Source organism: Micromonospora sp. DT68 (assembly GCF_049847245.1).
Classification (GTDB): Bacteria; Actinomycetota; Actinomycetes; order Mycobacteriales; family Micromonosporaceae; genus Micromonospora; species Micromonospora profundi.
Map to the genome: position 1 here is coordinate 126,842 of NZ_JBNCNZ010000015.1, position 26,571 is coordinate 153,412.

Annotated in this window: 20 protein-coding genes; 8 read left to right on the forward strand and 12 right to left on the reverse strand. The window is 69.6% G+C overall.

Going from position 1 to position 26,571, the window contains the following annotated elements; genetic code table 11:
- Positions 1–25 precede the first annotated feature (25 nt).
- On the forward strand, positions 26–829 hold the full coding sequence (locus ACPXB1_RS24070; RefSeq protein WP_355593337.1) for an SGNH/GDSL hydrolase family protein: 804 nt from the start codon (positions 26–28) through the stop codon (positions 827–829).
- 97 nt (positions 830–926) lie between these two features.
- Here the strand turns inward: ACPXB1_RS24070 and ACPXB1_RS24075 are convergent, their stop codons facing one another.
- Entirely contained in the window at positions 927–2,660 is a 1,734-nt protein-coding gene (locus ACPXB1_RS24075; RefSeq protein ID WP_355593335.1) for a cellulose binding domain-containing protein, read from the reverse strand.
- Positions 2,661–3,200: 540 nt separating this feature from the next.
- Here ACPXB1_RS24075 and ACPXB1_RS24080 point away from each other — a divergent pair.
- On the forward strand, positions 3,201–4,241 hold the full coding sequence (locus tag ACPXB1_RS24080; RefSeq protein WP_355593333.1) for a LacI family DNA-binding transcriptional regulator: 1,041 nt from the start codon (positions 3,201–3,203) through the stop codon (positions 4,239–4,241).
- Between the two features lie 9 nt (positions 4,242–4,250).
- On the opposite strand, the gene ACPXB1_RS24085 is transcribed toward ACPXB1_RS24080, so the two are convergent.
- Positions 4,251–4,700: a MarR family winged helix-turn-helix transcriptional regulator gene (locus ACPXB1_RS24085; protein WP_355593331.1), complete on the reverse strand. Its 450-nt coding sequence runs from the start codon at positions 4,698–4,700 to the stop codon at positions 4,251–4,253.
- Positions 4,701–4,756: 56 nt separating this feature from the next.
- Here ACPXB1_RS24085 and ACPXB1_RS24090 point away from each other — a divergent pair, with 56 nt between their 5' ends.
- The gene (locus ACPXB1_RS24090) at positions 4,757–5,863 is read left to right on the forward strand and encodes a GNAT family N-acetyltransferase (RefSeq protein WP_425735806.1); all 1,107 of its coding nucleotides are present in this window, start codon (positions 4,757–4,759) and stop codon (positions 5,861–5,863) included.
- An 84-nt stretch (positions 5,864–5,947) separates the two neighbouring features.
- Positions 5,948–6,637 carry an alpha/beta fold hydrolase gene (locus tag ACPXB1_RS24095; protein ID WP_355593327.1) on the forward strand — a complete coding sequence of 230 codons (690 nt, stop codon included), beginning with the start codon at positions 5,948–5,950 and terminating at the stop codon, positions 6,635–6,637.
- Positions 6,638–6,848: 211 nt separating this feature from the next.
- Here ACPXB1_RS24095 and ACPXB1_RS24100 read toward each other — a convergent pair whose 3' ends face one another.
- The 6 genes from ACPXB1_RS24100 to ACPXB1_RS24125 all read right to left on the reverse strand — a co-directional run bounded on the left by ACPXB1_RS24100 (position 6,849) and on the right by ACPXB1_RS24125 (position 15,559).
- Positions 6,849–8,081, reverse strand: a complete 1,233-nt coding sequence (locus ACPXB1_RS24100; protein ID WP_355593325.1) for a hypothetical protein — start codon at positions 8,079–8,081, stop codon at positions 6,849–6,851.
- Positions 8,068–8,601: a SigE family RNA polymerase sigma factor gene (locus ACPXB1_RS24105; RefSeq protein ID WP_355628090.1), complete on the reverse strand. Its 534-nt coding sequence runs from the start codon at positions 8,599–8,601 to the stop codon at positions 8,068–8,070. The genes ACPXB1_RS24100 and ACPXB1_RS24105 overlap by 14 nt, the downstream gene beginning before the upstream one ends.
- A gap of 101 nt (positions 8,602–8,702) precedes the next feature.
- On the reverse strand, positions 8,703–10,658 hold the full coding sequence (locus tag ACPXB1_RS24110; protein WP_355593321.1) for a translation factor GTPase family protein: 1,956 nt from the start codon (positions 10,656–10,658) through the stop codon (positions 8,703–8,705).
- A gap of 277 nt (positions 10,659–10,935) precedes the next feature.
- The gene (locus ACPXB1_RS24115) at positions 10,936–11,772 is read right to left on the reverse strand and encodes a TIGR02452 family protein (RefSeq protein WP_425735807.1); all 837 of its coding nucleotides are present in this window, start codon (positions 11,770–11,772) and stop codon (positions 10,936–10,938) included.
- A 141-nt stretch (positions 11,773–11,913) separates the two neighbouring features.
- Positions 11,914–12,279, reverse strand: a complete 366-nt coding sequence (locus ACPXB1_RS24120) for a DNA polymerase ligase N-terminal domain-containing protein (RefSeq protein WP_334550724.1) — start codon at positions 12,277–12,279, stop codon at positions 11,914–11,916.
- Positions 12,280–12,370: 91 nt separating this feature from the next.
- A complete protein-coding gene (locus ACPXB1_RS24125) occupies positions 12,371–15,559 on the reverse strand; it encodes a penicillin acylase family protein (RefSeq protein WP_425735808.1) in 3,189 nt (1,062 codons plus the stop codon).
- A 437-nt stretch (positions 15,560–15,996) separates the two neighbouring features.
- Between ACPXB1_RS24125 and ACPXB1_RS24130 the strand changes: the two genes are divergently transcribed.
- Positions 15,997–17,337, forward strand: coding sequence for a carbohydrate-binding protein (locus tag ACPXB1_RS24130; RefSeq protein WP_425735809.1), 1,341 nt, complete (start codon positions 15,997–15,999; stop codon positions 17,335–17,337).
- A gap of 46 nt (positions 17,338–17,383) precedes the next feature.
- Here ACPXB1_RS24130 and ACPXB1_RS24135 read toward each other — a convergent pair whose 3' ends face one another.
- Positions 17,384–17,659 carry a DedA family protein gene (locus ACPXB1_RS24135; protein WP_425735810.1) on the reverse strand — a complete coding sequence of 92 codons (276 nt, stop codon included), beginning with the start codon at positions 17,657–17,659 and terminating at the stop codon, positions 17,384–17,386.
- A 236-nt stretch (positions 17,660–17,895) separates the two neighbouring features.
- Between ACPXB1_RS24135 and ACPXB1_RS24140 the strand changes: the two genes are divergently transcribed.
- On the forward strand, positions 17,896–19,119 hold the full coding sequence (locus ACPXB1_RS24140; RefSeq protein ID WP_425735811.1) for an MFS transporter: 1,224 nt from the start codon (positions 17,896–17,898) through the stop codon (positions 19,117–19,119).
- Positions 19,120–19,195: 76 nt separating this feature from the next.
- Here the strand turns inward: ACPXB1_RS24140 and ACPXB1_RS24145 are convergent, their stop codons facing one another.
- Genes ACPXB1_RS24145 through ACPXB1_RS24155 form a run of 3 tightly spaced genes read right to left on the reverse strand, consistent with a single transcriptional unit; the run spans position 19,196 to position 22,092 of the window.
- Positions 19,196–19,654, reverse strand: a complete 459-nt coding sequence (locus ACPXB1_RS24145) for a hypothetical protein (protein WP_425735812.1) — start codon at positions 19,652–19,654, stop codon at positions 19,196–19,198.
- A gap of 25 nt (positions 19,655–19,679) precedes the next feature.
- Positions 19,680–21,317, reverse strand: coding sequence for a thiamine pyrophosphate-binding protein (locus ACPXB1_RS24150; RefSeq protein ID WP_425735813.1), 1,638 nt, complete (start codon positions 21,315–21,317; stop codon positions 19,680–19,682).
- Positions 21,318–21,330: 13 nt separating this feature from the next.
- Positions 21,331–22,092, reverse strand: a complete 762-nt coding sequence (locus ACPXB1_RS24155; protein WP_355593303.1) for a cyclase family protein — start codon at positions 22,090–22,092, stop codon at positions 21,331–21,333.
- A gap of 479 nt (positions 22,093–22,571) precedes the next feature.
- Here ACPXB1_RS24155 and ACPXB1_RS24160 point away from each other — a divergent pair, with 479 nt between their 5' ends.
- Positions 22,572–25,025, forward strand: a complete 2,454-nt coding sequence (locus ACPXB1_RS24160) for a non-reducing end alpha-L-arabinofuranosidase family hydrolase (protein ID WP_425735814.1) — start codon at positions 22,572–22,574, stop codon at positions 25,023–25,025.
- A 206-nt stretch (positions 25,026–25,231) separates the two neighbouring features.
- Positions 25,232–26,521: a ricin-type beta-trefoil lectin domain protein gene (locus ACPXB1_RS24165; RefSeq protein WP_355628161.1), complete on the forward strand. Its 1,290-nt coding sequence runs from the start codon at positions 25,232–25,234 to the stop codon at positions 26,519–26,521.
- Positions 26,522–26,571: the final 50 nt, after the last annotated feature.

The following is a 26,571-nucleotide window of genomic DNA, read 5'->3' on the forward strand; positions in this document are numbered from 1 at the left end:
ATCCTCCTACCCACCGGAGCGCGACGTGTGGAGATCCCGTCTGGCAACCCTCACCCTGGGCCTGGCCGCGGCCCTGGGTGCAACCCTCACCCTGACAGCGCCAGCCCAGGCTGCCCCCGCCGACCATTACGTCGCCCTCGGCGACTCCTACTCCTCAGGGGTGGGCGCCGGTAGCTACACCGCCGAAAGCGGTTCCTGTCAGCGCAGCACCAACGCCTACCCGGCGCTGTACGCCACCAACGTGCGACCCGCGTCGTACCGCTCGGTTGCCTGCTCCGGAGCCACCACCACTAGTGTGATCAACACGCAGCTCAGCGCGCTCAGTGCCACCACCACACTTGTCAGCGTCACTGTCGGCGGCAACGACGTCGGCTTCGGCAGCATCATGACCACCTGCGTGCTCTACGGGACCACCGACTGCGTGGCCGCCGTGCAGGCCGCCCAGGACAAGGCCCGGGCCGATCTCGCCAACCTGCTCCGCGCCGTCTACAACGGAATCCGCACCCGGGCGCCCTCGGCCCGGGTGGTGGTCGTCGGTTACCCGGTCTTCTACCAGCTCGGCACGACGTGTGTCGGGCTCAGCGCCACCTCCCGCGCGAAGATCAACGAGGGCATCAACCTGGTCGATGACATCACCCGAAGCGCCGCCCAGGCCGCCGGCTTCACCTTCGCCGACGTACGGTCGAAGTTCGTCGGGCACCAGCTGTGCAGCTACGGCGACAAGTGGCTGCACGCCTTGAATTTCGCGAACATCGGCATCTCCTACCACCCGACCGCGGCAGGCCAGTCCGGCGGCTACTACCCGGTCTTCCGCTCGGTCGCGGGCTGACGCCGGAGGCCCTGGCCCGACAGGCCGGGCCTGTGGGTGCGGTCGATGTACCGCTCCCACAGGCCCGACCGGATGGCGACGAGCCCGGTGAGCTGCCTCAGAGGGTGAAGACGAGGGTGGAGATGCTGCGTGCACCCACGTTGATGGTGGCCTGACCCCCGTTGACGGCTGTCGGCTGACTGGCGGCGTTGGCGTTCTGCGAGGTGAGGTAGTGCTCCGCCCGTGTGACGTTCTGCGGGGCCTGGACCACTGCGTTGTTGACCGCGCTGTTCGACCTGTTGAGGATCACCAGAGTGATCTTCCCGTCGCCCTGGTAGGCGGTCACCTCCAGCGGGGACGCCTTGGAACTCTTCGTCAGGGCGACACGCTGGTAACCGGGGCGCACGTACTTCGCGTACTGCGAGAAGGCGTACCCGCGCTTGAGCGGAGCGCCCGCGACGGTCCCGTACGCGGACTCGCCGTCACCGATGAAGGAGTAGTAGCGCTTGCCGTACCACCAGATGTAGGCGCTCCAGTTGGCCTCCATCGACTTGTGCACCGTACGCATGATGTCGTCGAGCGTCTCGTTCCAGACCGCCGCGTTGGCGGGGTTGCCCCAGATGTTGGAGCCACCGCCGTCCGCCGCGTGCAGGTTCCACTCGGTCATCCAGACCGGCTTGTTGTGCTGCTCGGCCAGGGAGTACGGCCGCAGCCGGCCCGACTCCTCGGTGCCGTAGAGGTGCCCGCCGATGTAGCCGATGTTGTTGCGGGCTGTCGCGTCGTTCAGTGTCGGATCGGTGAAGTTGTAGTTCAGGTTCACCGCCTCGGCGACCATCAGCTTGGTGTTCTGCACCTTGGCGCCCTGGTCCCGCACGAAGGTGCGCAGTTCGGTGCCGCTCCAGTCCATCGAGTCGTAGTCCGGGTGCCAGTCCGGCTCGTTCTGCACCGATGTCACGTCGATGGTCACACCCTGGCCACGCATGTACTGGACGTAGCTGTTCAGGTGATTGGCGTAGTCGTCGTAGTAGTCGGTCCTCAGCTTGCCGCCGTTGACCCGGCTGTTGTTTGTCTTCCACGCCGCAGGTGCCGTCCACGGCGAGGCGAGGATCTTCACGTTCGACCCGGACGCCTTCGCCGTCTTCAACGAGTTCACGTGCGTCGCCCACTCACTGGACACCGGCGAGAGACCGGTACGCACGATCGACAGCCCCAACTGGTTGGGTCCCATCCCGACCAGAGTCTGCGTCTCGGCAGTCGACCACGCGCTACCCCAGATCGACTGGGCGGCACCGAATCCGTCGACCGTCTGGTACCTGGTGGCGCTGTTCACGGTGATGTCCGCCGGCCCGGTCGGCGGTGGGGTGGTCGGGGGCGGAGTGGTCGGTGGCGGGGTCGTCGGCGCGGGAGTGGTCGGCGCGGGAGTCGTCGGCGTCGTGCCGCCGGTGCAGGCCACCCCGTTCAGCGCGAAGCTGGTCGGAGCCGGGTTGCTGCCGGTCCACGAACCGTTGAAGCCGAATGACGCCGTCCCGTTGGTGGGGATGGCCCCGTTGTAACTGACGTTAGTGGCCGTGACTGCCGCGCCGCTCTGGGTCACCGTCGCGTTCCACGCCTGCGTCACCGTCTGGCCGGCGCCGTAGGACCAGGTCAGCGTCCAACCCGACACCGCATCACCGTGGTTGGTGATGACGACGTTGGCCCCGAAGCCGCCCTGCCACTGCGACGGCACGGCGTAGTCGACCGAACAGCCAGCGGCAGCGGCACCGGCCGGTACGGCTGCCGCCACCGCCGTCGATGCCAGAAGGACGGCACCCGCCGACATCATGGCCATCGTGGTCTTTCTCGGTCTTCTCATCGACAATCTCCTAGGTGTTCGGGGCCGCCCGGATCAGAGGCGGTACGGGTGAGGGACGGTCGTCGCCGGTCACTGACGGTGCGCCCCGGTTGGCGTGGAGGCACCCAGCCGTCCAGGTCCTTGCTGGAGACGTTCCGGGTGCTGCCGCTGGGCGCGTTACGTCCGCCCGGAGCGGGGTTTGATGCTCTGCTGCGGGGATTCATCGTTAGCGCTAACAGGGCGGCCCGTCGCACCCGGCGCTGAAGTCGTCGATGTCTGGCGGCGTCCGTGCTCCCAGCCGGAGCGCCACCGTGCCCGCATCGACTTTCGTGGATTGGAGGGCGTCTCGTCAAGATGCGCCGTCGAGTTTCGCGAAAGTGATTTCTTGTGCCGCGCCTACGTGGCACGCTCCGACCTCAGGCGCGATGACGACCGAGGACCATCGGCGCAACACCAGGGCACGAAATGTTGTCGCGAACATTTCAGTGCGGGCTGACCGGTACGCGGCTGCGGCGTACCGGCTGACCGGGCGGGCCACGGTCCACCCGTAGAATTTCGTTCGTGATCGATGAAGGCCACGGACGCCAATCCCGCAAGCCCTGGCGCGGTGACCTGCCCATCGCCACGATCGCCGAGCTGGCCGGGGTCTCCCCACCGACGGTTTCCAAGGTCCTCAACGGCCGAGGGGGCGTGGGCGAGCAGACCCGACTGCGGGTGGAGGCGCTGCTCCGCGACCACGGTTACCGCCGACGACAGGCCAGCGGCGCGTCCCGCTGCATCGAGGTGGTCTTTCACCAGATGCTGCCCTCGATCGCCATGGAGATCCTGCGCGGTGTGCAGGAGGTTGCCGGCCCGAGGGACCACACGGTCGGCTTCAGCGATGTCCGGCGGCGAATACTGGCGGGCCAACCGTGGGTGGAGCCCCTGCTCCTGCGCCAGCCGGCCGCCGTCATCACCGCGTTCTCGCTCATCACCGCCGACGACGGCAAGCGGTTCGCCGCAGGCGGCATACCGCTGGTCGCCATCGATCCGACAAGTGACCTCTCCCCCACGCCTGCCGTCGGGGCGAACAACTGGAGTGGCGCTCTCGCCGCCACCCGGCATCTTCTCGACCTCGGGCACCGGCGGATCGGTGTGATCACCGGGCCGGTCAACGACCTGTCCGCGCGGGCTCGCCTGGACGGCTTCCGCGCCGCGTTGGACTACGCAGGCGTTCCGTTCGACGAGACCCTCGAACGACGCGGCGTCTTCAGCTTCGACGACGGCAACGAACTCGGCGCCGACTTGCTTGCCCAGGACGCGCCGCCGAGCGCCGTCGTCTGCGGCAACGACCTACAGGCGCTGGGCCTGTACACCGCGGCTCGCGCTCGTGGCCTGCGGATTCCGGAGGACCTCAGCGTCACCGGCTTCGACGACATCGATCACGCGCCATGGCTGACCCCGCCCCTGACCACGATACGACAGCCCTTCGGTGAGATCGGTGCCACTGCTGCCCGGCTGGCCCTGGCGCTTGCCGACGGTGGCCGCCTGGCCCAGGAACGGTACGAACTCGGCACGACCCTCGTCGTCCGTGGCAGCACCGCACCGCCGGCTGCCCGGTGACCCTGGTCATCAGTCCGGCAGGTCGGCGATCCGGGTCGACAGCCTGTGCAGCACCGCGAGTTCGTCCGGGCTCAGATGATCGAGGAACCGCGCTCGTACGGACCGAAGGTGGTGCGGGGCGGCCTCTTCCAGCACCGTGAAGCCGTCATCGGTCAGGTGCAGGATGCAGCCTCGGGCGTCCTGCGGGTCGGGCTCCTTGCCGATGAGCCCTCGCGCCTGCATGCGGGCCGCGTGGTGGGACAGCCGGCTGCGCGACCACTCCATCTTGGCGGCGAGGTCCTTGAGCGCCCACCGCCGGTTCGGCTTTTCCGAGAGCGTGCTCAGCACCTCGTAGTCGGCCGGCGACAGCCCTGAGTCGCGGGCCAGGTCCCGGCTGAGCCGTGCCGGCAGCGCTGTCAGCAGTCGCCGGAAGGAGCGCCACGCGTGTTCCTCGTCCTTGCTGAGCCAGCGGATGTCCACCTGGCCACAGTACTACTCGTTGACACGTCATTGAAAACTCGGCTAACTTCTATGACATGTCATCGAATGCGTCGACCCCACCCCTGCACGTACAGGTCATCGTCGCGAGCACCCGCCCCGGACGGCTGGGGCCAGCAATCGCCGACTGGTTCGTCCAGGCAACCCTTCCGGCGGCCACCGCCGGCGCGGTCACTCTCGACGTCGCGGACCTGGCCGACATCGGGCTGCCGCTGCTCGACGAGCCCGAGCACCCCTCCAGCGGCGTGTACGAACACGAGCACACCCGGGCGTGGAGCCGACGGGTTGCCGCCGCTGACGCGTTCGTCGTGGTGACACCCGAATACAACTACGCAATGCCTGCGGCGTTGAAGAACGCCTTCGATTTCCTCTACCACGAGTGGGCGTGGAAGCCGGTAGCGTTCGTCAGCTACGGCAACACCTCGGCCGGCACCCGCTCCGTGCAGATGGCCAAGCAGGTCGTCACCACGTTGAAGATGATGCCCATCGGCGCCACCGTCGCTCTGCGCATCGCCGAGAGCACCAGCAACGGACAGGTGCTGCAATCCGAAGGACTCGACGAGACCGCCCGCAGAATGCTGCTTGAACTGACCCGGGTGGCCTCAGCGATGCGGCCCCTGCGGACCGAACCCGAGAGTGACGTCACCGGGCTGACCGGGCCTGTCGACGGGCTGCGGCTGACCACAGCCCAGCCCGACGACCTGGCCGAACTGCTCGTGCTCCAGCGGTGCTGCTGGGTGCAGGAGGCCCTCGCGAACGACACCCTCGACCTGGCGCCCCTGCGGGAGACGCTCGACGAACTGCGCGAATCGATGTCGACCTGGCAACTGTGGTGCGTACGGCGGCATGGACGCCTCGTGGCAGCGGTGCGCGCCCGCGCGCAGGGGCGTGCGTGGCTGATCGGTCGCCTCATGGTCGCTCCCGACCAGGCCGGCAACGGAATCGGCACCTGGCTCCTGACGCACGTCGAGCAGCAGGCCCCCCACGAGGCCGCGCACTACGAGCTGTTCACCGGCCGCCGCAGCACCCGCAACATCAAGCTGTACGAACGCGCCGGCTATGCCGCCCTCACCCCCGATGAAGGCACCCCGCACGACGCCGTCCGCCTCACCAAGCCGCGGCATCCGGTCGCCTCTGTCAGGTGAGCTGGCCGGCCCTCCCGGCAAGGTGGGCTCTGCCCACGGCGGAATGTGTTGCGGCCAGCGACCACTGTTGGAGAGGCTCAGGAGGTGCCTGAGCTCATGGACATCATGGTCGGAAACGTGCGCCTCTCATTGCGGCTGTGGCCTGCCGTCGACGAGGACAAGCCGCCCGCCCTGCTGCTCCACGCCACGGGCATGACCACAGGCGACTGGGATGTGATCGCCTCGGGCCTTCGTGTAGACCGCACGGTGTGCGCCGTTGATCTGCGGGGCCACGGTGCCAGTGACTGGCCCGGCACGTACACGATGGATTTGTTCGCACACGATGTCATCGGCGTCATCGACCGGTTGGACATCGGCGCGGTGGACCTGGTCGGTCACTCCCTCGGCGGCCTGGTGGCCTGCCGAGTGGCCGCCGAACGACCGCTACTCGTCCGCAAACTCGTCCTTGAGGACATCGGGTTCCTCCACCCCCGACCGCCAGCACTTCCCGAGCGGCCCGCAGGGGATCTACCGTTCGACTGGCGCATGGTCGAGCAGGTCCGGCCGCAGATCGACGACCCGGATCCGGGATGGGCCGACATCGTCGCCCGGATCACGGCACCAGCGCTGCTCATCGCCGGCGGACCCAGCAGCCCGGTCCCCCAGCAGCACATCGCCGAACTCGCCGATCGCCTGGCCGACGCGCGGCTGACGACGATCGCGGCCGGCCACCTGGTTCACCAGACTGCTCCAGCCGAGTACCTCAGGACGCTGACCGCCTTCCTCACCGCCTGATCGACGCCATCCGCTCTGGTGGCGTTCAGGCAAGCGGCTCCAGGCCCTCTGTTCGAGCCGTTGGGCATTCTCGATCATGCCGAGAGAGTTGTCGCCTCCGCAGACGGTCACGGGCAGCTGCCGAAACTGCCGGCAGTTGCCCGTGACCACGTTGTGCCATCCGGGAAGCGAGCGATGGTAGAGAGCCGCCCGTGGGGTACGGTGCTGGTTGCTACGGCTGGAGGGCCTTCGCGGCGGGGGTCCAGGTCGACTCGTCATTGACGTCGGCGACCGTGATCCCCTTGGCGATCTTCTCCAGCTCGGACTGCGACAGTCCGTTGCCGAGACCATCGGTGCTGACCTGGACGACGACCTTTCCGTCGGCGCTCCAGACGTTGCAGAAGCCACCGGCTTCGCGGCCGCCGCCAGGCCGGTCGGAGGCGTTGTAACACCTCGTCGTGCCGGGCTCCGGCGACTGGTTCGAGCTGGCGCTCGGCGTGACGAAGATGTGGAACCCGTCCTTGATGGTGCCTTCGCCCTGGTCGTACGGCCTGGTCAGGCCCGAGGTGGGCGCCGCGGGCTTGGTGTACGTCGCGCCGCCGTAATCACCGGCGCGGGCCGTGGCGATGCCGCTGAGACCGGGCATGGCGTGCGTGCCGATCTGCAGCGGCTTGTAGCCCCGCGGCACGTAGCCAACAGTGAACGGCACCGGGGCCGGCGTCGGCTGGCTGGGCTTCAGACCCTCGACCAGACCGCCCAGGTCCTCGAAGCTCGGGGTGGCCTCCTCGGTGGAGACCGACGTGACGGCAGCCCAGGCGTTGTCGGCGTACTCCCAGGCGAACAGCTTGTTTCGCGGGTCCAACACGTTCCGCGGATCGAGGCCGACCGGCAGTGTCGCCTGCACGGCCTTACGCCCGGCCACTGTGACGTTCCTGCCATCCTTGATCCCGGCAGGGTCGAAGGCACCCGGCCGGTAGACGGTCAGGTACGCCCACAGGGACGGCTTCCCGCCGGCGGCCTTCTTCTTCTGCTCGATGATGTCGCCCTGCGCCTCGGCCTCCTCTTTGGTGACGGGCTTGTCGTTCGAGGTGTGGCCGTCGGAGTAGACGGAGGCGATCTGGTACGCGGTGGACACCACGATCGGGTCCTGCACGTGCAGCGTGCCCGCGTCGTACCCCTTGAAGGTGAAGGTGAACGGCGCGGCATCGGGCCACTCGGCCGCGCCGTTCCCGGACGCCGCCGCCCCCGCCGGGGCCGGGGCCGGGGTGCCCTGCTCGGCGCCCAGGACCGGCAGCAGGAACGCGCCGGCGACCGCGACCACGACGAGACCGGCCGCGCCGGCCGACGCGAACCCGGCCCGACGACGCCGCTCGGCCCGCCGGCCCGCCAGGATGATGTCGTCGACGGTACGGGCCGTCGGTGGCTCGTCGCCGGTCACGGCGTCCACCAGGTCATGCAATTGCATTGGTCCACTCCTCCATCGGGTTCCCGTTGAGATTGATGCGCTCGGCGGCCAGTGACTCGCGCAGCTTCGCCAGGCCCCGGGAGACCTGGCTCTTGGCCGTGCCCACAGTGCAGTTGAGGACGCCGGCCGTGTCCTCCAGGCTCAGACCCAGGTAGTGCCGCAACACGACCGCTGCCCGCTGCCGGGCCGGCACGGCGTCGAGCGCTGCGCGCAGGCGCATCCGCTCGTCGGCCGCACTTACCGGGTCGCCCACTGAGACCTCCGGCATGGCGTCCCCTGCCGACCGCTCGCGCCGCCAGGGCCGCCGGGTCTCGTCGATCGCTGCCCGATAGACCATCGTCTTCACGTAGAGATCGGGCCGGTCCAGCTTCCGCCAGCGCGGGTAGAGCTTGATGAGCGCGTTGGCCACGGCGTCCTCTGCCGTATGCCAGTCGCCGCAGGTCACGTACGCCAGCTTGCGCAGCGACGTCATCTCTGACGTCACGAACTCGCGGAACGCCTGCTCGTCTTCGGCTTTCACTTCGATTGCCTCCCTGTGACGGAGGTAGAACGGAGCCACCCGCCCCAGGAGTTGCACGGTCCGGAGAAGTAGTTGTGTCATCACCGACAGTGAGGAAGGGCCTATCTCGGCACGGCTCGGAACCACGCCCCCCGATCCTCCGGGTCGGGTCCGCGCCGGGGCAGCGTCTGGGGTTCCGCACCGATGACAGGCGCGTAGTGGTCGAAGGTGGTGGTCAGGACCGCCTCGCCGCCGGTGAGATCGGGAAGGGCGGCGACGACCCCCGGAACGCGTGCGGACGGCAGGGTGCCGCTCACCTCCAGGTAGCCGCCGGTGACGGCGGTCTCGTGGACGATCGCTCCGAGCCGGCCGAGCAGCGCCAGTACCCTCTCCACCGCGGACTGGGGAAGGTTGACGTCGAACCGCTCGATCGGCTGACACACCCGGGTACCGGCCTGGCGCAGCGCGGCGGCGACCACCACCGGGGCGAGATTGCGGAAGTCCGCCGCCACTGTCGAGATCGACTTGTCGAACTTCTGATGCGGCCTGCTCTGTCGGGGCCAGTACCGGGAAGCCGTCATGGTGACAGTGCAGTCGGTGACCGGCCAGCCGTACCGGCCCTGCCGCAGCGCGGCACGCACGCCCTCCTCCGTGGCGGCGACGAACGCCGGCGGCAACCGCCCGGGCTCGACACCGGGGCGGAACTCGACGCCGTGCCCGACCGGGGCGGCCTCGATGCGCAACCCCAGTCCGGCCAGGTACGGGTTGCCGCGCTCGTGGATCCGCTCCTCGGCGGCGCCGGTGCCGACGACCCGCTCGATGCAGGCGGTCAGCGTGCCGGAGAACCGCACCCGGACGCCGTACCGGTCCTCCATGAGGGCGGCCAGCACCTCCTTCTGGACCTCGCCGTGCAGGCGGACCACCGCCTCCGCCTGCTGCTCGTCGAGGCGAAGGTCCACAAGCGGGTCCTCGTCGGCCAGCTCGGCCAGCCCGGCGAACATCGCCAGGCGCTGCTCCGGCTCCACCGGCTCGACGACCGCCTGCCGGGTCGGCGGAGGGAACCGGTAGCCGTGCCGCCGCGGCGGTTCTCCGATGTGCTGGCCGATCCGGGCCGACACGCCGCGTACCGCAGCGATCTGACCGGCGGACACCGAGGGGCGCACCAGCACACCTTCGGGCTCGATGACGGCGATCTGGGTCACCGGCTGCGGGCGGCTCTCACCGAGCCGCACCCGATCGCGTACGCGCAGACGCCCGGACCACAGCCGCAGCCAGACACGCCTGCCGTGCCCGTCCCGGTCGACGGCGAAGACCGTGCCCGCCAGCGGACCGTCCCGCGCCTCCCCGTACGGCAGCAGGTCGGCCAGGATGTCGCACAGCTGGCGTACCCCGGCTCCGGTGATCGCCGAGCCGCACGCCGCCGGGATCAGTTCGGCACGGCGCACCGCGCGCCGCAGCGCCCGCCGGACGTCGCGGACGCGTACCTGCTGATCGGTCAACCACCGCGCCGCCACCGCGTCGTCGACCTCCGCCACCTCCGCCACGACCGGTTCGGCGTCGAGGCTCACGGCCCGCACCCGGGCCTCGCGACCGCCCTGGCCGGCGACAGTGGTGAGCAGGACCGGACGCGCCCCGAGCCGTTTGCGCACCTGGGCCATCACCCGGTCGACGTCGGCGCCACGGCGGTCCACCTTGTTGAGGAAGAACACCGTTGGCACGCCGATACGGCGCAGCGCCCGCCAGATGGCGACGGTCTGTGGCTGGACCCCCTCCACGCTCGACACGACGAGCACAGCGGCGTCCAGCACTGCCAGCGAACGCTCGACCTCCGCGATGAAATCGGGGTGGCCGGGGGTGTCCAGCAGGTTGATGCGCAGGTCACCGATCGTGATCGACGTGACGGCCGCCCGGATGGTGATGCCGCGCCGGCGTTCCAGCTCCATCGAGTCGGTCCGCGTCGTGCCGGCATCGACACTGCCGAGCTGGGACACGGCGCCTGCCTCGTAGAGCAGGCGTTCGGTCAGGCTGGTCTTTCCAGCGTCAACATGGGCGACGATTCCGAGGTTCAACAAGGCCAACGCAGAGCTCCACGGTAGGACGGGAAAGGGTCCGAAGCGTGGAAGCTGCTCGCATTGGCACTCCTCGTTCTGATGGCGGTGGCGGGCGTTCGCCGCCTGCTGCAGTCCTACCTTGCACGCCCGCCGCGACCTGCACCACCGAATTCGCGCAGCTTCGAGCGACCCGGCCACCGCTCATCCCACAGTCTCGACAACCCGACCGTGTCGACCGACGCCCTGGTCGGTCCGCCGGTCGTGCGCGTGGCTGAACTGCTCGTCCCGGAGGCGGCTGCGAGGCTCACCATCGACCTGGGCCACCGGCCCCGTCCACCGCGGTTGGTGGAAAGCGTTGCACGAACGCGCGATACACGGGCGTGCCCGGCAGGCCGTCGCGGATCGCGAACACCACGTGGTCGAACCGGTCGACCACCTGCAGTGCCTCGGCGAACGCGTCGGCAACCGTCGCGGGATCGTTGCGGAAAACCCCGCACCCCCATGCGCCCAGTACGACTGTTCGGCGCCCGTGCGCGGCCGCGACCTCCAACACCCGCCGCGCACGCCGGGCCAGCACCGCCGGCACGTCCGTGGTGTGCTCGGGCTGGTTGCGGATGATCGCGCCGAGGTTCGGCGCCGCAGCGGTCAGAAACGACGTCGTGTACGGCTGGTCGAGCAGGTTGCCCTTGTCGTCCCGGAACACGGGCACATCCGGGGAGTAGATGACGCGGTCGCTGTACCGCAGATCCCGTTGCCCGCGGTGGAAGGCATAGAAGTCCGGCGCGGCAAGGAGACACGGGTACAGCGCCGACGCGCGGGCGACACTCTCCTCCTGCGCCTTCGCCCCGCCGAGGAACCCGCCACCCGGGTTCTTCGCCGACGCGAACACGAGACACGCCGCATCGGACCCAACCCGGTGGGCCGCCTGCAACGTCGACTCGTACGTCACCTCCACCGTGCCGGCACCGGGCTCCGCGTTTCCCAGTGCGAGCACATCGTCCGGTAGGTGATGACGGGTGCCGGCGATCGCGGCACGTATCGCCCCGCCGAGGACGACCTCGTCCCCGGCGTCATTGCGATAGCGCCCCGACTCCGCGATCGCCACCGTCTGCCGGGCGATCTCGCGTAGACGACCGCTCACCGGTGCACCGGGAGGACTTGAAGGTGAAAGGCACGCATAGCCAGCAGGCTAGGCAGGCAGTACGCCAGCGACAAGCAGTTTCCCCACCATGCTCCAACGCTCCGGGCCAGCAGCCCGGCGTGCGGAGTGCGGGCCGACCTTCTAACCGCGCTCGTCCGAGGGCTGCTCTTTCGTGAGGTGGAGCAGCCAGCCCTCACCGGTGCGGATGAGCGCGTACCGCCGACGACCGGTGCGGCCGTTCAACGTGAACAGCATTCGACGCTCGGTGCGGTCGTGCTCCTCCCAGGTGCCGATGTCGGCGATCGACTTGTCGGCGTCCTCGTAGGTGAGGTGATCGAGGTGGTGGTCGGGCACGGCGATCGCGAGCCGGTTGTCGTCGGGGCTGTCCGGCAGGCCGCGGGGCACCGCCCAGGAGCGCAGCACACCGGCCTCCTCAAGCCGCAGGTCGAAGTGCGGGCGGGGCTTGCGGTGGTGGTGCAGGACGAACGCGGGTTCCACAGGCACCATTGTCCGCACCTGCCGGTTCCACCGCCCGCCGATCGACGCGGATGCCCGAAGGGCCGGCGGATGGTTGGCCGCCGGCCCTTCGGAGAGGTCATTACCGTCCGTAGAGCTCGAATTCGTAGAGCGAGAACCCGTACGAGGTGGCCCGGCTGACCCCGTACACCCGCACGTAGCGGGCGGTGACCGGGGCGAAGGTGACGTTGTCGACGCCGCCGTTGCCGGTGGTGGTGGCGAACACCGGCGTCCAGGAGCTGCCGTCGCCGGAGACCTCGATCCGGTACGCGGTGCCGTAGGCGGCCTCCCACCGCAGCACCGCCCGGCTGACCGTCCGGGCCGCCCCGAGGTCCACCCGGAGCCACTGGTTGTCGTTGTAGCTGCTCGCCCACCGGCTGCTGAGGCTGCCGTCGACCGCCTTGGCCGGGGTGTTGCTGGTCAGGAACTGGGTGCTCGACGCGGTGGCCGGCCGTCCCTGCGCCAGGTTGGTGATGTTGTCGCCGCGCCGCGCCGGGAACGAGACGACCTGCTGGTAGGTGGGACGGTTCTGCCAGGCGATCACCGGGTGGGTGATGCCGCCGAGCCCGGAGTGGGCGATGGAGTCGGCGCACCACTGGTCACCGGCTCCGCAGGACGAGTCACCCGGGTAGACAGTCGTGGCCGGCGCCGCCGCGGCGCTGCCGAGGGTGTCGAGCAGCACCTGCCGGCACGCGCCGAGGTTGCCGTTGCCGCAGTACGCGCGCCCCGGCCCGCCGGCGACGGGGTCGCCGAGCACGGTCCGCACGTCCTTGTCGACGTAGCCCCACCAGCCGTACTGGAACGCCGAGCCCTTGTGCGCCTGCCCCTGCGGCGCCCAGCTCACTGTGCCGTCGCGGCCTCCGTTCTGGCCGCCCGACGGCGCCTCGTTGACCTCGATGGCGTCGACGAGCGCGGCGTAGAGGTCCGGCCCGAGGCCGGGGCGGAACTGCGCCGAGGCGAGCAGCGGCCACCAGGCGTCGAAGATCCGGATGGCGTCGGCGTGCTGGTAGATCTTCGAGCCGGCGGACGTCTCCACCCGGCGCGCGCCGGCCTGCTGCCACGCCCGCAGCTTGCCGATCGCGTCGGCGAGCGCCGGATCGGTGACAGGCGTGCTGTCCAACACCCGCAGCAGGTTCCCGAGAACCTGCTGGCCGCGCAGGTCGGTCACCGCCGCGTCGGCCGTGATCTTGACGACGTCGGCGCGGCCGAGCTTGCGTTGGGCGATCGCGGCGCGCACCGGGCCGTCGAGCAACTGACCCCGGTGTACGGAGCCGAAGCTGAAGTTGCCGTCGGCCGCCCCGAAGTCCCGCGCCTGCTTGTTGTTCCAGCTGACGTAGTAGTCCTGGTTCACCGACTGCGGGTGGGCCGACGTCGGGATGTAGGTGGCGCCGTTGGTGTCCGGGTTCCAGCCTGTCCACTCGTACGCCGGTTCGGCCTTCGCCGGAAGGTTCGGGTCGAGCCCGGACGGGCGGACCGGGTTCGAGCCGGAGTTGAAGTACGCCGCCTCGGTCGAGTTGACGTAGAACCAGTTGAACGCGTACCCGACGTTGGCGGCAGAGGCCTGGAACGCCGCAGCGCTGCCCATCGCCGACGGGTCGTTGTACGCCTGGAAGCCGATCGCCGACTCGGCCTCGTGCCGGTAGGTCGAGCGCAGCTTGGTGAACGCCGTCGGCTTCCCGTCCACCATGCCCCGGTAGGCCACCAGTCCGTACTTGGTGCGCAGTGCGCGCAGCGTGTACGCGCCGGCCGGTGTGGAGTCGGCAAGCGTCGGCGACCAGGAGTTGCGCTTCTCCAGCACCTCCATCGCGAGGCACTGGCCGCGGTAGAGGTAGCGGTTGGAGCGCAGCGTCGCGGCGCTGCCGTCGGTGGTGCACAGCGGCACGGCGTACGTGTCGGTCAGGTCCTGGGACGCGGAGGTGGCGCTCCAGGCGTAGTCCTGACCACGACCGAGCAACACGTACAGGTTCAGTCCGGCGAACGCGGCGCCGCGCGCGCTGATCCCCGGCCCCTGGAGTTCCTGGAGCATGAGCAGCTGCGGGGCGAAGTAGCCGGTCTGCGGGCCGAACACGGCGACGGGGTTGCCGGTGGTGGTGTGACTTCCGGAGACCACCACCGCATTGGACATGCCGTGCGCGCGCAGGTTGGACAGGCCGCCGAGCAGTTCGTTTGTGGCTTTGCTGGCACCGGCGCGGGCGGCGGCCCCGCCGGTGGCGTCGTACGCGAGGGGTTCGGCGACGACAGTGCCGGCGTCGGGGAGCACCGCGCTTGTCGCGCCCGGCGGTGTCGCGCCGTACGGGAAGCTCTGCCCGTTGTGCAGCGTGAGCACGGTCTCCGGGTCGTTCTGCGAGCGGAACCCCTGCCAGACCCGGTCGCCCTCGGTGGCGCCGTACTTGGCCCGGGCGGCCACGCGGACCAGCGCGGACTGGATCTCGCTGCCGCCGCCACCGCCGAAGAGCCCACCAACGACACCGGCGGTGGCGATCAGATCGGTCATTGTGAAGTGCGTCGGCTTGCCAGCCCCGGTCAGCACGTACTCGCCGGGGTAGTTGTCGTCGGCGATCGACTTGTCGATGTAGGCGTTGATGCCGGCGATGTAGTCGACCACGTCGGTGTAGAGCTGCTGGCCCCTGGCGCCCTTGAGGCGCAGCGCGTCCACCTGCGCCTGGAGGTCCGCCTCCGAGTAGGGCGAGTTGGCCCAGATGCTCTGCTCCAACTCACGGTTGCCCGGCGCGCCGCCGGCGAACGAGGTGAGCGTGCCGCGACCGGCGTGGCGCAGCAGGTCCATCACCCACAGCCGGTCCTGGGCCCCGGCGTAGCCGGCGCCGAACATGGTGCCGGCGCGGGTGGTGCCGGTGACATGGGGAACTCCTGTGGCCTTGTCTCGAACGATCGTGACGTCCGACCGCGGTGAGACGGTGCTCTCGACCTGCGCGGCGGGGACACCGAACGAGGCGTCGTTGAAGAAGTGGGCGATCTGCTCGTCGGTGAGCCCGGCGTAGTTGTAGACGAGGTTCGCGTACTCGTCGAGCTGGTCGCTGGAATGCGCCGGGCGGGTGCCGAGCGCCTGGTGGGCCAGGATGGCGACAAGCGTGGCGTTACCGTTCTGCCCGGGCGGCAGGATGTCGGCGCACTGGCCGAGGCAGTAGTCGTCGGGGGTGAAGGTGCTGGCGGCGAGCGCCGGTGACGGCGGGGTGGCGACCGTCAGGACGCTCGCGGTCAGGACGGCGGCGGTGAGGGCCGCGAGCCGAGCACGAAGGGCGGGTCTGAGCATGGGGTCCTCCGGGGACGCGGAGTCGGGCCGTTCGTCACGCCCGGCTGCCGGTGCCGACCTCTCGCCCTCCGCGCCCGGGCGTTCCACCCGGAGGTGAGAATGACTCACGTCGATTCGAGCAATGATCGACGCAGGACCGCCGTCCGGGATAGCCGTCGTTCACCACGCGCCAATGCCGACGTTTCGCCGTCTGCCGCAACCGGCGTCGAGCACGACGGGAGTGGCGCAGGTGCCGCCCAGCCGCCGGGCCGGAGGCCGGAGCGTTGCCGCGAGGTCCAAAGTGGTCAGGGTCAGGGGCTCTGGCCCGGTTCGGCACCAACCACCTCGGCCACTCCGCACTCCCCAACTTCCCGCCTTCTGTAAACAATCCTTGATATTAGCCTTCACGAACGTCAATATATGGAGGTCGCGGGACGCCGAAGCCTGGGGAGTTGGCCATGAGGAGCCGTCGGATTTTCGCAGTGGCAGCCGGGGCGGCAATGACCCTCACGGCCGCCGTCGCCTTCGTCCCCAGCAGCATGGCGGCCGTGTCCTCGGCCAACGCCGTCGCGATGGTCGCCTGCACCGCCCCGGCGTGGGCCGAGGGCAACACCTACCAGACGGGCGCCCAGGTCACCTACGGCGGCCGGCTCTACCAGGCACTTGTCACCCACACCGCGCACCCCGGCGCCGGCTGGAACCCCGCCGCGACCCCGTCGCTGTGGCGTGACCTGGGCGCATGCTCGGGAACCACACCGCCACCCACCACGCCGCCACCGACGACCGCGCCACCGACGACTCCCCCGCCCACCACGCCGCCACCGACCACGCCTCCCCCCACGGGTGGGACCTGCGCGGTGAAGTCACGGCCCACCGGCAAGGTGTTGCAGGGCTACTGGGAGAACTGGGACGGCGCCTCCAACGGCGTCCACCCCGGCCTCGGCTGGATCCCCATCACCGACAGCCGGCTGAACCAGCACGGCTACAACGTGATCAACGCGGCGTTCCCGGTGATCCGCTCGGATGGCACGGTCCTCTGGGAGAACGGCATGGACGCTGGCGTGAAGGTGGCCACCCCGGCCGAGATGTGCCAGGCCAAAGCCGCCGGCGCCACCATCCTGATGTCGATCGGCGGGGCCGCCGCGGGCATCGACCTGAGCTCCACCGCGGTCGCCGACCGGTTCATCGCGACGATCGTGCCGATCCTGACGGCCTACCACTTCGACGGCATCGACATCGACATCGAGACCGGCCTGACCGGCAGTGGCAACATCAACACCCTGTCGACGTCGCAGGCAAACCTGATCCGGATCATCGACGGCGTGTTGGCCCGGATGCCGTCGAACTTCGGCCTGACCATGGCACCGGAGACGGCCTACGTCACCGGCGGCAGCGTGGTCTACGGCTCGATTTGGGGCTCGTACCTGCCGATGATCAAGAAGTACGTGGACAACGGCCGCCTCTGGTGGCTGAACATGCAGTACTACAACGGCAGCATGTACGGCTGCGCCGGCGACTCGTACCCGGCCGGCACCGTGCAGGGCTTCACCGTGCAGACGCAGTGCCTCAACAACGGCCTCACCATCCAGGGCACCACCATCCGCGTGCCGTACGACAAGCAGGTCCCGGGTTTGCCCGCGCAGATCGGGGCGGGCGGCGGCTACCTGTCGACGTCTTTGGTCACGCAGGCATGGAACTCCGTGCCCGGCCTCAAGGGCCTGATGACCTGGTCGGCGAACTGGGACGGGTCGAAGGGGTGGACCTTCGGCGACAACGTGAAGCGCCTGCAGGGCCGCTGACGGGTGATGGTGCCGGCGTACCGGTGGCATTCGAGCCGGCCGCCGGTCAGTGCGAGCCAGATCGGCCGCGCCGGGCCCGCAGCCACACCCGCAACGCCACGCCGGTGCCGATCAGGGCCAGCAGGGCCCACTCGCCGATGCCCAGTTCCCGCTCCAGATAGCGGTAGGAGGCGCCGCCCAGGTAGCCCAGCAGCGCCACGGCTGTCGACCACACCAGCCCGCCGGCCAGGTTCGCCCGGAGGAACACCGGCCAGCGCATCCCGCCCGCGCCGGCGATCATGGGGATCACGGCCCACAGCGGCAGCGCACCACCGTGGGCCACCAGACCACCGATCAGGATCGCCGTCTCCCCCGGTACGACCAGCCCGAGACATCTGCCCCCCCGTGATCCTGGTCTGCCTCGCGACGTTCTGGCTCCCGGTACCGCCGGGCTACCTGGCCTTCCGGCTCCTGGCCCGCCGCCGGCTGCTATGACCACCAGGCAGGCCCCCGAACGGAGGGGGCGTCGGGGCCCTCCATTACGGTGACGACGAACGGGGGTGGGCCACGGTGCCGGAGGTGTCGCCACGAAGGGCGAGGGCTGTGCTCGTCGCGCTCTCCCTCGCCGCGTTCGCGTTCATCACGACCGAACTGCTGCCCGTCGGCCTGCTGACGCACATCGCACCCGACCTCGGCCGGTCCCGCTCGCAGATCGGCCTGCTGGTCAGCGGGTACGCCGTCGTGGTCGTACTGTCGTCAATACCGCTGACCCGACTGACCCAGCGGATCCCCCGGCGTCAACTGCTCGCCGTCACGATGCTCCTGTTCGCCGCCGCGAACGCCACCGCCGCGCTCGCGCCGACGTACACGGTGCTTGCCGGCTCCCGCCTCGTGACGGCCCTCGCTCAGGCGGTGTTCTGGTCCATCGCCACGGCGACCGTGGTCGGCCCCTTCCCGGTGGCGGTGCGCGGCCGAATGGTGGCGCTGTTCGCGACCGGCGCGACGCTCGCGCCGGTCCTCGGCGTGCCCCTCGGGACCTGGCTCGGGCAGCAGGCCGGTTGGCGTGTCGCGTTCGCGGTGCTGGCCGGGGTCGGTCTGGCGATCGCCGCCGTGGTGTTCGTCCTCCTTCCCTCCTATCCCCCGGCCGCTGGCGGCGCCGCACAGGGCACCGCACCGCACGGGCGGCGCTTCGCCCTGTTGCTGATCGCGACCGCCCTCGGCATCGGCGGCTTCATGACCCTGCAGACCTACGTCACACCGTTCCTGCTCGACGTCAGCGGCTTCACCGACGCGGTGCTGGCGCCGCTGTTGTTCGTCTCCGGCGCGGCCGGCGTCGTCGGCACCCTTGTCGCGGCTCGCACCCTGGATGCTCGGCCGATCACCTCCCTGCTGACGCCGCTGGGCATCGGCACTGCCTCGCTGTTCGGCCTGTACGCGCTCGGCACGCTCCAGCCCGGCACTGTCGCGCTCCTCGCCGGGATCGGCCTCGCCTACGCGGCGTTCGCCTCCGCGGTGCAGAGCCGCATGCTGCAGCTGGCTCCGGGCAGCACCGACATCGCGTCGGCAGGCGTCAGCACCGCCTTCAACGCCGGCATCGCCGGTGGGTCGCTGCTCGGCGGTGGCCTCCTGCCCACCATGGGGGCACGCCCGCTGGCACTCGCCGCCGGGGTGCTGACGCTTGCCGCCCTCGCCCTGCTCGCCTTGGACGCACGCCGCAGCACCGCGTCGCCGGGCCAGCGCCGACCCGCCGACCGTCCTCCGACCAGCCCCGCACCTACGCGGCGGGTCACCCCGTCGACCTAGCGCGCGGAGCCCCGCCGTCGGAGCGCTGGAGCAAGACATCCACGCCTGCTGGATCCGGGCTGTCCGGAGGCAGCGTTCAGCGGCCACACCAGGCCCGGGCCGACGAGGTACGCACCAGTAGCCCGCCGGCCAGCAGAGCTAGCAGCGCCAGCAGACCGCACGCCATCGCCGCGGCGATGCCCGGGTCGAGCTCACCCGAGCGCAGCGCCCCGGAGAGCGGCCCGACGCGCAGGAGGTTGCCGATCCCCAGCAGGAGCGCGGCGGCGACCGGCGCAGCGAACCAGTGCATCACCCGCCAGGCGGTCGGCCCGCCGCGCCAGAGCCCTCGGAGCACGGCCGCGACAGCCACTGTGCAGGCGGCCAGGGCTAGCCAGTTTCCCGCGCCACCGACGTCGGCGAGCAACGCCACGTCCACGGCGATCGTGTACGCCCACCAGAACGCCAGCAGCGACATGCTCGCGACGATGCTGGGCGGTCGCCGCAGTGGCCTCCGGACTGTCGGCAGGGACTCTCGGTGCGACGGTTCGGAGATCATCGACGGATCCTCGCACGGCGGTGACTCAGTGGCCGCGGAACGCCTCCTCCAGCCACCACGAGCCGCGCGAGCCGCTGACCTTGGCGTCGACCACGAGCGGCCGGGTACGCCGACCAGCGAGCCACTGCCGTACCGGCCCGAGATCGTCGACGGTCCGGACCGTCACCCCGTCGCAGCCGTAACCACTGGCGATAGCGGCCAGGTCGGTCTCGGGGAAGGTGACCGTCTCCAGCGGATGCCCGTCGGGGCCGAAATGGTGCACCTCGGCACCGTACGCGGCGTCGTCGTAGATCACCACGAGCAGAGGTAGCGCCAGCCGGACGGCGGTGACCAGTTCGGTAGCCGACATGAGGAACCCGCCGTCACCGACCGCGGCGACGGTGAGCCTGTCCGGCCGGGCGACCGCCGCGCCGAGCGCACTTGCCAGGCCCAACCCGACCGACTGGAACGCCTGGGTGAAGCAGAACCCAGCCACGTCCGGCACGTCGAGCCACATCGACGGGTAGCCCATGAAGTTGCCGGAGTCGACCACCACCGTCCGGTCGGGCGGCAGCAGGTCGTCCAGGGCGGCGGAGAGCGTCCTCGGGTCGATGGTCGCCGGCGCGCCGCCGCCCTCATCCTGATACGGAACCGTCCGCCACCGGCCGTTGTCGCGAATCCGTCGGGCCAACTCCGGCGTACGCCAGCCGCCGTCCACGGACCCCGTGACGTCCTGCCCGAGCCGACCGAGCACCGCCTCGGCGACAGCGGTCACCTCGCCGGCCACTGTCAGGTCGACAGGGCGGTTCACACCGAACGCCGCAGGGTCGTGATCCACCTGGACGACGACGGCGGAGGGCGGGATCAGTTCGCCGTGCCTGGTGGTCCACATGTTCAGCGTGCTGCCCCACGCGACGACAAGGTCCGCCGCGCCGATCAGCTCGGCGGCCAGCGGGGTGGCGAAGCCGCCGGCCACGTCGAGGTTCCACGGGTTCCCGGCGAACAGACCCTTCGCCGCCGCCGAGACCGCGAGCAGAGCGCCGCACCCGTCGGCGAGCCGGATCAGCGGTTCCCGTGCGGCCCGGGCGCCCCGACCCGCGATGAAGACCGGTCGACGTGCTGCCTGCAGCGCTGCCAGCAGCGGCTCGACCTGCGGGGCGGTGACCGGTGTCGACTCGACCGCCGGGACCGGGCCGGACCACGGTTCGGCCATGGCGCTCTGCACCTCCAACGGGAGGCCCAGCACCACAGTCGCGCCCCGGGCGGCGGCCCGGTACGCCGCGCCCGCGTCCTGCGCCGCGTGCGTCGCGCGTACCCGATGGAAGTCGGCGCCGACCGAGGCGGCGAGTGCCGGCAGGTCGATGAAGAAGTTCGACCGGGGCGCTGTCGCCTCCGGGGCCAGGACCACAATCGGTGTACGGCTCTTCGCGGCCTCGGTGAGACCGGTGAGCGCGTTGGTGACGCCCGGACCCTGGTGCACCGAGAGCACGCCCACCGTCCCGGAGGTGCGGGCGTAGCCGTCGGCCATGCTCGCCGCGCCTCCCTCGTGGGCGGCCGCCACGAACCGGGCGCCGGCCGCCACGAGCGCGTTCGTGACATGGAAGTTGCCGCTGCCGACCACCCCGAAGACGTACCGTGCGCCGTGTCCGTACAGGACCCGGCCGACCACCTCGGCTACCCGCATCGGCTGCCCGGTCCTACCGCTCGACGAGCGCGAGGACTCGGCACGGGCTGCCGGACCCGGACACGATCGGCAGTGGACCGGCGATCACCACCGCGCCGGTCGCCGGCAACTGTGCCAGGTTACGTAGCTGGGTCAGGCCGTACTTGTCCTGGCCGAGCAGGAACGAGTGGCACGGGAACGGCGGGTCGAACGAGTGCGCGGCGCCCGCGTCGGTGCCGACCGTCTCCACGCCGACACCCTGGATCGGTGACTCCTCGGCCAGCCAGCGGGCACAGTCGACGGAGATGCCAGGGGTACGCCCGGCGTTCGCGTACCGTTCCGGGTCGTCGCCGTGCGCGTCCCAGCCGGTGCGGTAGAGCAGCCAGCCTCCGGCGGGCAGGGCGCCGTGTTCGGCCTCCCATGCCTTGACGTGCGCGACCTCGAGCAGGAAGTCGGGGTCGGCGGCGGCGTCGGCGGAGTGGTCGATCACCACTGCCGGGGCGATCAACTGGCTCACCGGGACCTGCGAGACGTCCGCGCCCTGTTTGCCGGTGACCCAGTGCACCGGGGCGTCGAAGTGGGTGCCGGTGTGCTCGCCTGTGGAGAAGTTGTTCCAGTACCAGGCCGGACCGCGGTCGTCGTACCTGCTGATCTCGCTGAGCTGGAACGGCCAGGTCTGGCCGAACTGCTCGGGCAGACCCAGGATCGGCGTCTGGTCCGAGAGCGGGGCGGTGAGGTCGACAACCTGGATCCGGCCGCTGGAAAGAGCGGCGACAAACTCCTGCAGCACCGTCATGCGGCGACGGTACATCCACGCAGGCCGTCGCGCTCCTGGCCGAGTGGTCGAGGCTGTCCCAGGCGGCCACGGACCGATCACGAAGCCTGCCGCCCGACCCGTAACAAGCCCGAAACTACCGGTTGAAAAACCTGGAACTTTCTGCCAGCCTGGTAGTCCATCGATCAGTGTGAACGTTAACAAGATCACTTCAGCACCGGAGGCGCCTCACGCGACGTCAGGCCCACCCACCTGCCAGGTGAGCACGTCCACCACCGAGAGCCCCGCGCCCGCACCCAATTCCCAGCGGGTGACCAAGCCACTCACCGCAACCCTTCACACGCTGGTCAGGCAGCCCGAGCCGAGTCGCAACGGGGGACGGACGCCCTGAGGCGGGCCACAGCCCGCCCAGGCGGACTCAGCATCGGGCCGCCAGCGTACGAGCGGGGCCTCCCACTGGAACAGCGACAGGAATTTCTATCCACCACTGGAGGATCAGCATGAATTCCCGGACCCGTCCCCCCAATCGCACCCGACTGCGAACCCTCACTTTTTCCGGAACAGCCGCGATAATTCTGGCCCTGGTTGTTTCGCTGGTGCCCAATCTCGCACAGGCCGCTGAGACGACCCTCGGCGCTGCCGCAGCCCAGTCCGGCCGGTACTTCGGTGCCGCAGTGGCCGCGAACAAGCTCAGCGACAGCGCCTACACGACGATCCTGAACCGCGAGTTCAACAGCATCACCCCCGAAAACGAAATGAAGATCGACGCGACCGAGCCGCAGCAGAACAACTTCACCTTCGGCAACGCGGACCGGATCGTCAACCACGCTCTCTCCCGGGGTTGGAAGGTCCGCGGCCACACCCTTGCCTGGTACTCGCAGCAGCCCGGCTGGATGCAGAGCATGGAAGGCAGCGCCCTGCGCAGCGCCATGCTCAACCACGTCACCCGCGTCGCCAGCTACTACCGCGGCAAGATCCACTCCTGGGACGTCGTCAACGAGGCGTTCGAGGACGGCAACAGCGGCGCCCGTCGCAACTCGAACCTGCAGCGCACCGGCAACGACTGGATCGAAGCCGCCTTCCGCGCCGCCCGCTCCGCCGACCCAGACGCCAAGCTCTGCTACAACGACTACAACACCGACAACTGGACCTGGGCCAAGACCCAGGCCGTGTACAACATGGTGCGCGACTTCAAGTCCCGTGGGGTGCCGATCGACTGCGTGGGCTTCCAGTCGCACTTCAACGCCAACTCGCCGTACAACAGCAACTACCGCACGACGCTGTCCAGCTTCGCCGCCCTCGGCGTGGACGTGCAGATCACCGAGCTGGACATCGAGGGATCCGGCACGACGCAGGCCAACACCTACCGCAACGTGGTAAACGACTGCCTTGCCGTGGCTCGCTGCAACGGTGTCACCGTGTGGGGCGTGCGTGACTGCGACTCGTGGCGCTCCAGCGGCACCCCGCTGCTGTTCGAGTGCAACGGCAACAAGAAGGCCGCCTACAACTCCACCCTGGAGGCTCTGAACAGCGCTGGCCCCGGCACCACCCCCACGCCCACCACGCCGGGCCCGACTCCCACCGTCACGCCCACCGTTCCGCCGGGCGGCTCGGCCAGTGAGATCGTCGGTAGCCAGTCCGGCAGGTGTATCGACGTACCCAACGCGTCGACCACCAACGGCACCCGGGTGCAGCTCTACGACTGCAACAAGCAGACCAACCAGGCATGGACCTACACCTCAGGAAAACAACTCCAGGTGTACGGCAACATGTGCCTCGACGCCGCGGGCACCGGCAACGGCGCGGCGGTACAGATCTACAGCTGCCACAGCCAGACCAACCAGCAGTGGAACGTCAACTCCAACGGCACCATCAGCGGCGTGCAGTCCGGACGGTGCCTTGACGTCTGGAGCACCGCCAACGGCGCCCAGGTCCAGCTCTACGACTGCAACGGGCAGACCAACCAGCAGTTCCGGCTCGCGTCCCTCGGCGGCGGTACCACGCCGACGCCGACCCCGACGCCAACGGCGACCCCGACGCCGGGTGCCTGTGATCTTCCCTCGTCGTACCGCTGGTCGTCGACTGGCGCGCTGGCTCAGCCGAGGTCGGGTTGGGTGTCGCTGAAGGACTTCACCCACGCGCCGTACAACGGCCAGCAGTTGGTCTACGCCACGACGCACGACACCGGTACGACGTGGGGCTCGATGAACTTCGGTCTCTTCTCGAACTGGAACCAGATGGGATCCGCGTCGCAGAACCAGATGCCGTTCGCGGCGGTGGCACCGTCACTGTTCTACTTCGCGCCGCGCAACGTCTGGGTGTTGGCCTATCAGTGGGGTCCGACGGCGTTCTCGTACCGCACGTCGACCGATCCGACCAACGTGAACAGCTGGTCATCGGCGCAGACGCTGTTCACCGGAAGCATCTCCAACTCCAGCACCGGCCCGATCGACCAGGCAGTCATCGGTGACGACCAGAACATGTACCTGTTCTTCGCCGGGGACAACGGCAGGATCTACCGGGCCAGCATGCCCATCGGGAACTTCCCGGGCAGCTTCGGGTCGAACTACACGACGATCATGACCGACTCGACGAACAACCTGTTCGAGGGCGTTCAGGTCTACAAGCTCCAGGGCCAGAACCGGTACCTCATGCTCGTCGAGGCGATCGGCGCGAACGGGCGCTACTTCCGCTCGTTCACGGCCACCAGCCTGGGTGGCACGTGGACGCCGCAGGCCGCCTCGGAGAGCAACCCGTTCGCCGGCAAGGCGAACAGCAGCGCCACCTGGACCAACGACATCAGTCACGGCGAGCTGATCCGCAGCAACGCCGACCAGACGATGACCGTTGACGCCTGCAACCTGCAACTGCTCTACCAGGGGCGTTCTCCCAGCTCCGGCGGCGACTACGGGCTCCTGCCGTACCGGCCGGGTCTGCTGACGCTGCAACGCTGACAACCGGACACCGCCGGAACGGGCAGGCTCGGCACGCAGCCGAGCCTGCCCGTTCCGCACTCCCCCACCACCAGGAGGCACCGACAGTGCGAGAAAACGGACACCACCCACCGCCCTCGGGGACCACCAATGCCGACCGAGTACCCGCCCGTTTTCGGGGACGGGTGTTGAAGCTTGCCGCGGTAGGGATCGCAGCCGTGGTCGGGATGTTCACCATCACCGTTGCGACCGGTTCGGCATCCGCCGCCGACAATCCGTACCAGCGGGGCCCGGACCCCACCCAGAGCAGCGTCACCGCCGTGAACGGCCCCTTCGCCAACACGTCGGTGAGCGTCCCGACCGGGTACGGCTTCAACGGCGGCAGGATCTACTACCCGACCGACACCAGCCAGGGCACCTTCGGGGCCATCGCCATCTCGCCGGGTTACACGGCGTTGTTCTCCGCCGAACTGGCCTGGATGGGTCCTTGGCTGGCCTCCCACGGCTTCGTCGTGATCGGCATCGAGACCAACAGCCGCAACGACTTCGACACGGCCCGGGGCACCCAGTTGCTCGCCGCGCTGGACTACCTCACACAGCAGAGCCCGGTACGCGACCGCGTCGACCCCACCCGCTTGGCGGTCGCCGGTCACTCCATGGGCGGCGGTGGCGCGTTGAGCGCGGCCATGCGGCGTTCGTCGTTGAAGGCAGTGGTCGGCATCGCGCCGTACTCGCCGTCGTCGAACCTCGCCAACGACAGGGTGCCCACGATGATCCTGTCTGGGCAGGCGGACACGGTGGTCACCCCGTCCTACGCCACCGGCCTGTACAACAGCCTCCCGTCCACGACGGAGAGCGTCTACCTTGAGGTCGCCGGTGCGGACCACGGATTCATGGTCGGGCGACCGAACCCGGTGATGGTCCGTACCATGCTGCCGTTCGTCAAGATGTTCGTCGACAACGACGCCCGGTACAGCCAGTTCCTCTGCCCGTTGCTGGACTCCAGCGGAGTGGTCAGCTACCGCAGCACCTGCCCGTTGCTGCCCACGACGCCGACCACCCCGACGCCCACCACGCCGGGGCCCACCACGCCAGGGCCAACCCCCACCGTGTCGCCGAGCGTCCCGCCCACCTCCGCTGGCGAGATCGTCGGTACGCAGTCCGGCCGGTGCGTCGACGTACCCAACGCCTCCCGTAACAACGGCACCCGGGTACAGCTCTACGACTGCAACAGGCAGACCAACCAGACCTGGACCTACACGTCAGGAAAACAACTCCAGGTGTACGGCAACATGTGCCTCGACGCCGCAGGCACCGGCAACGGCGCGGCAGTGCAGATCTACAGCTGCCACAGCCAGACCAACCAACAGTGGAACATCAACGCCAACGGCACGATCAGCAACGTCCAGTCCGGACGATGCCTGGACGCCTGGAGCACCGCCAACGGCGCCCAGATCCAGCTGTACGACTGCCACGGACAGACCAACCAACAGTTCCGGCTCGTCGCTCGGGCGTGACGACCGGAGGTCCGGACTGAAACGGGCGGGCTCGGCGTGACGCCGGGCCC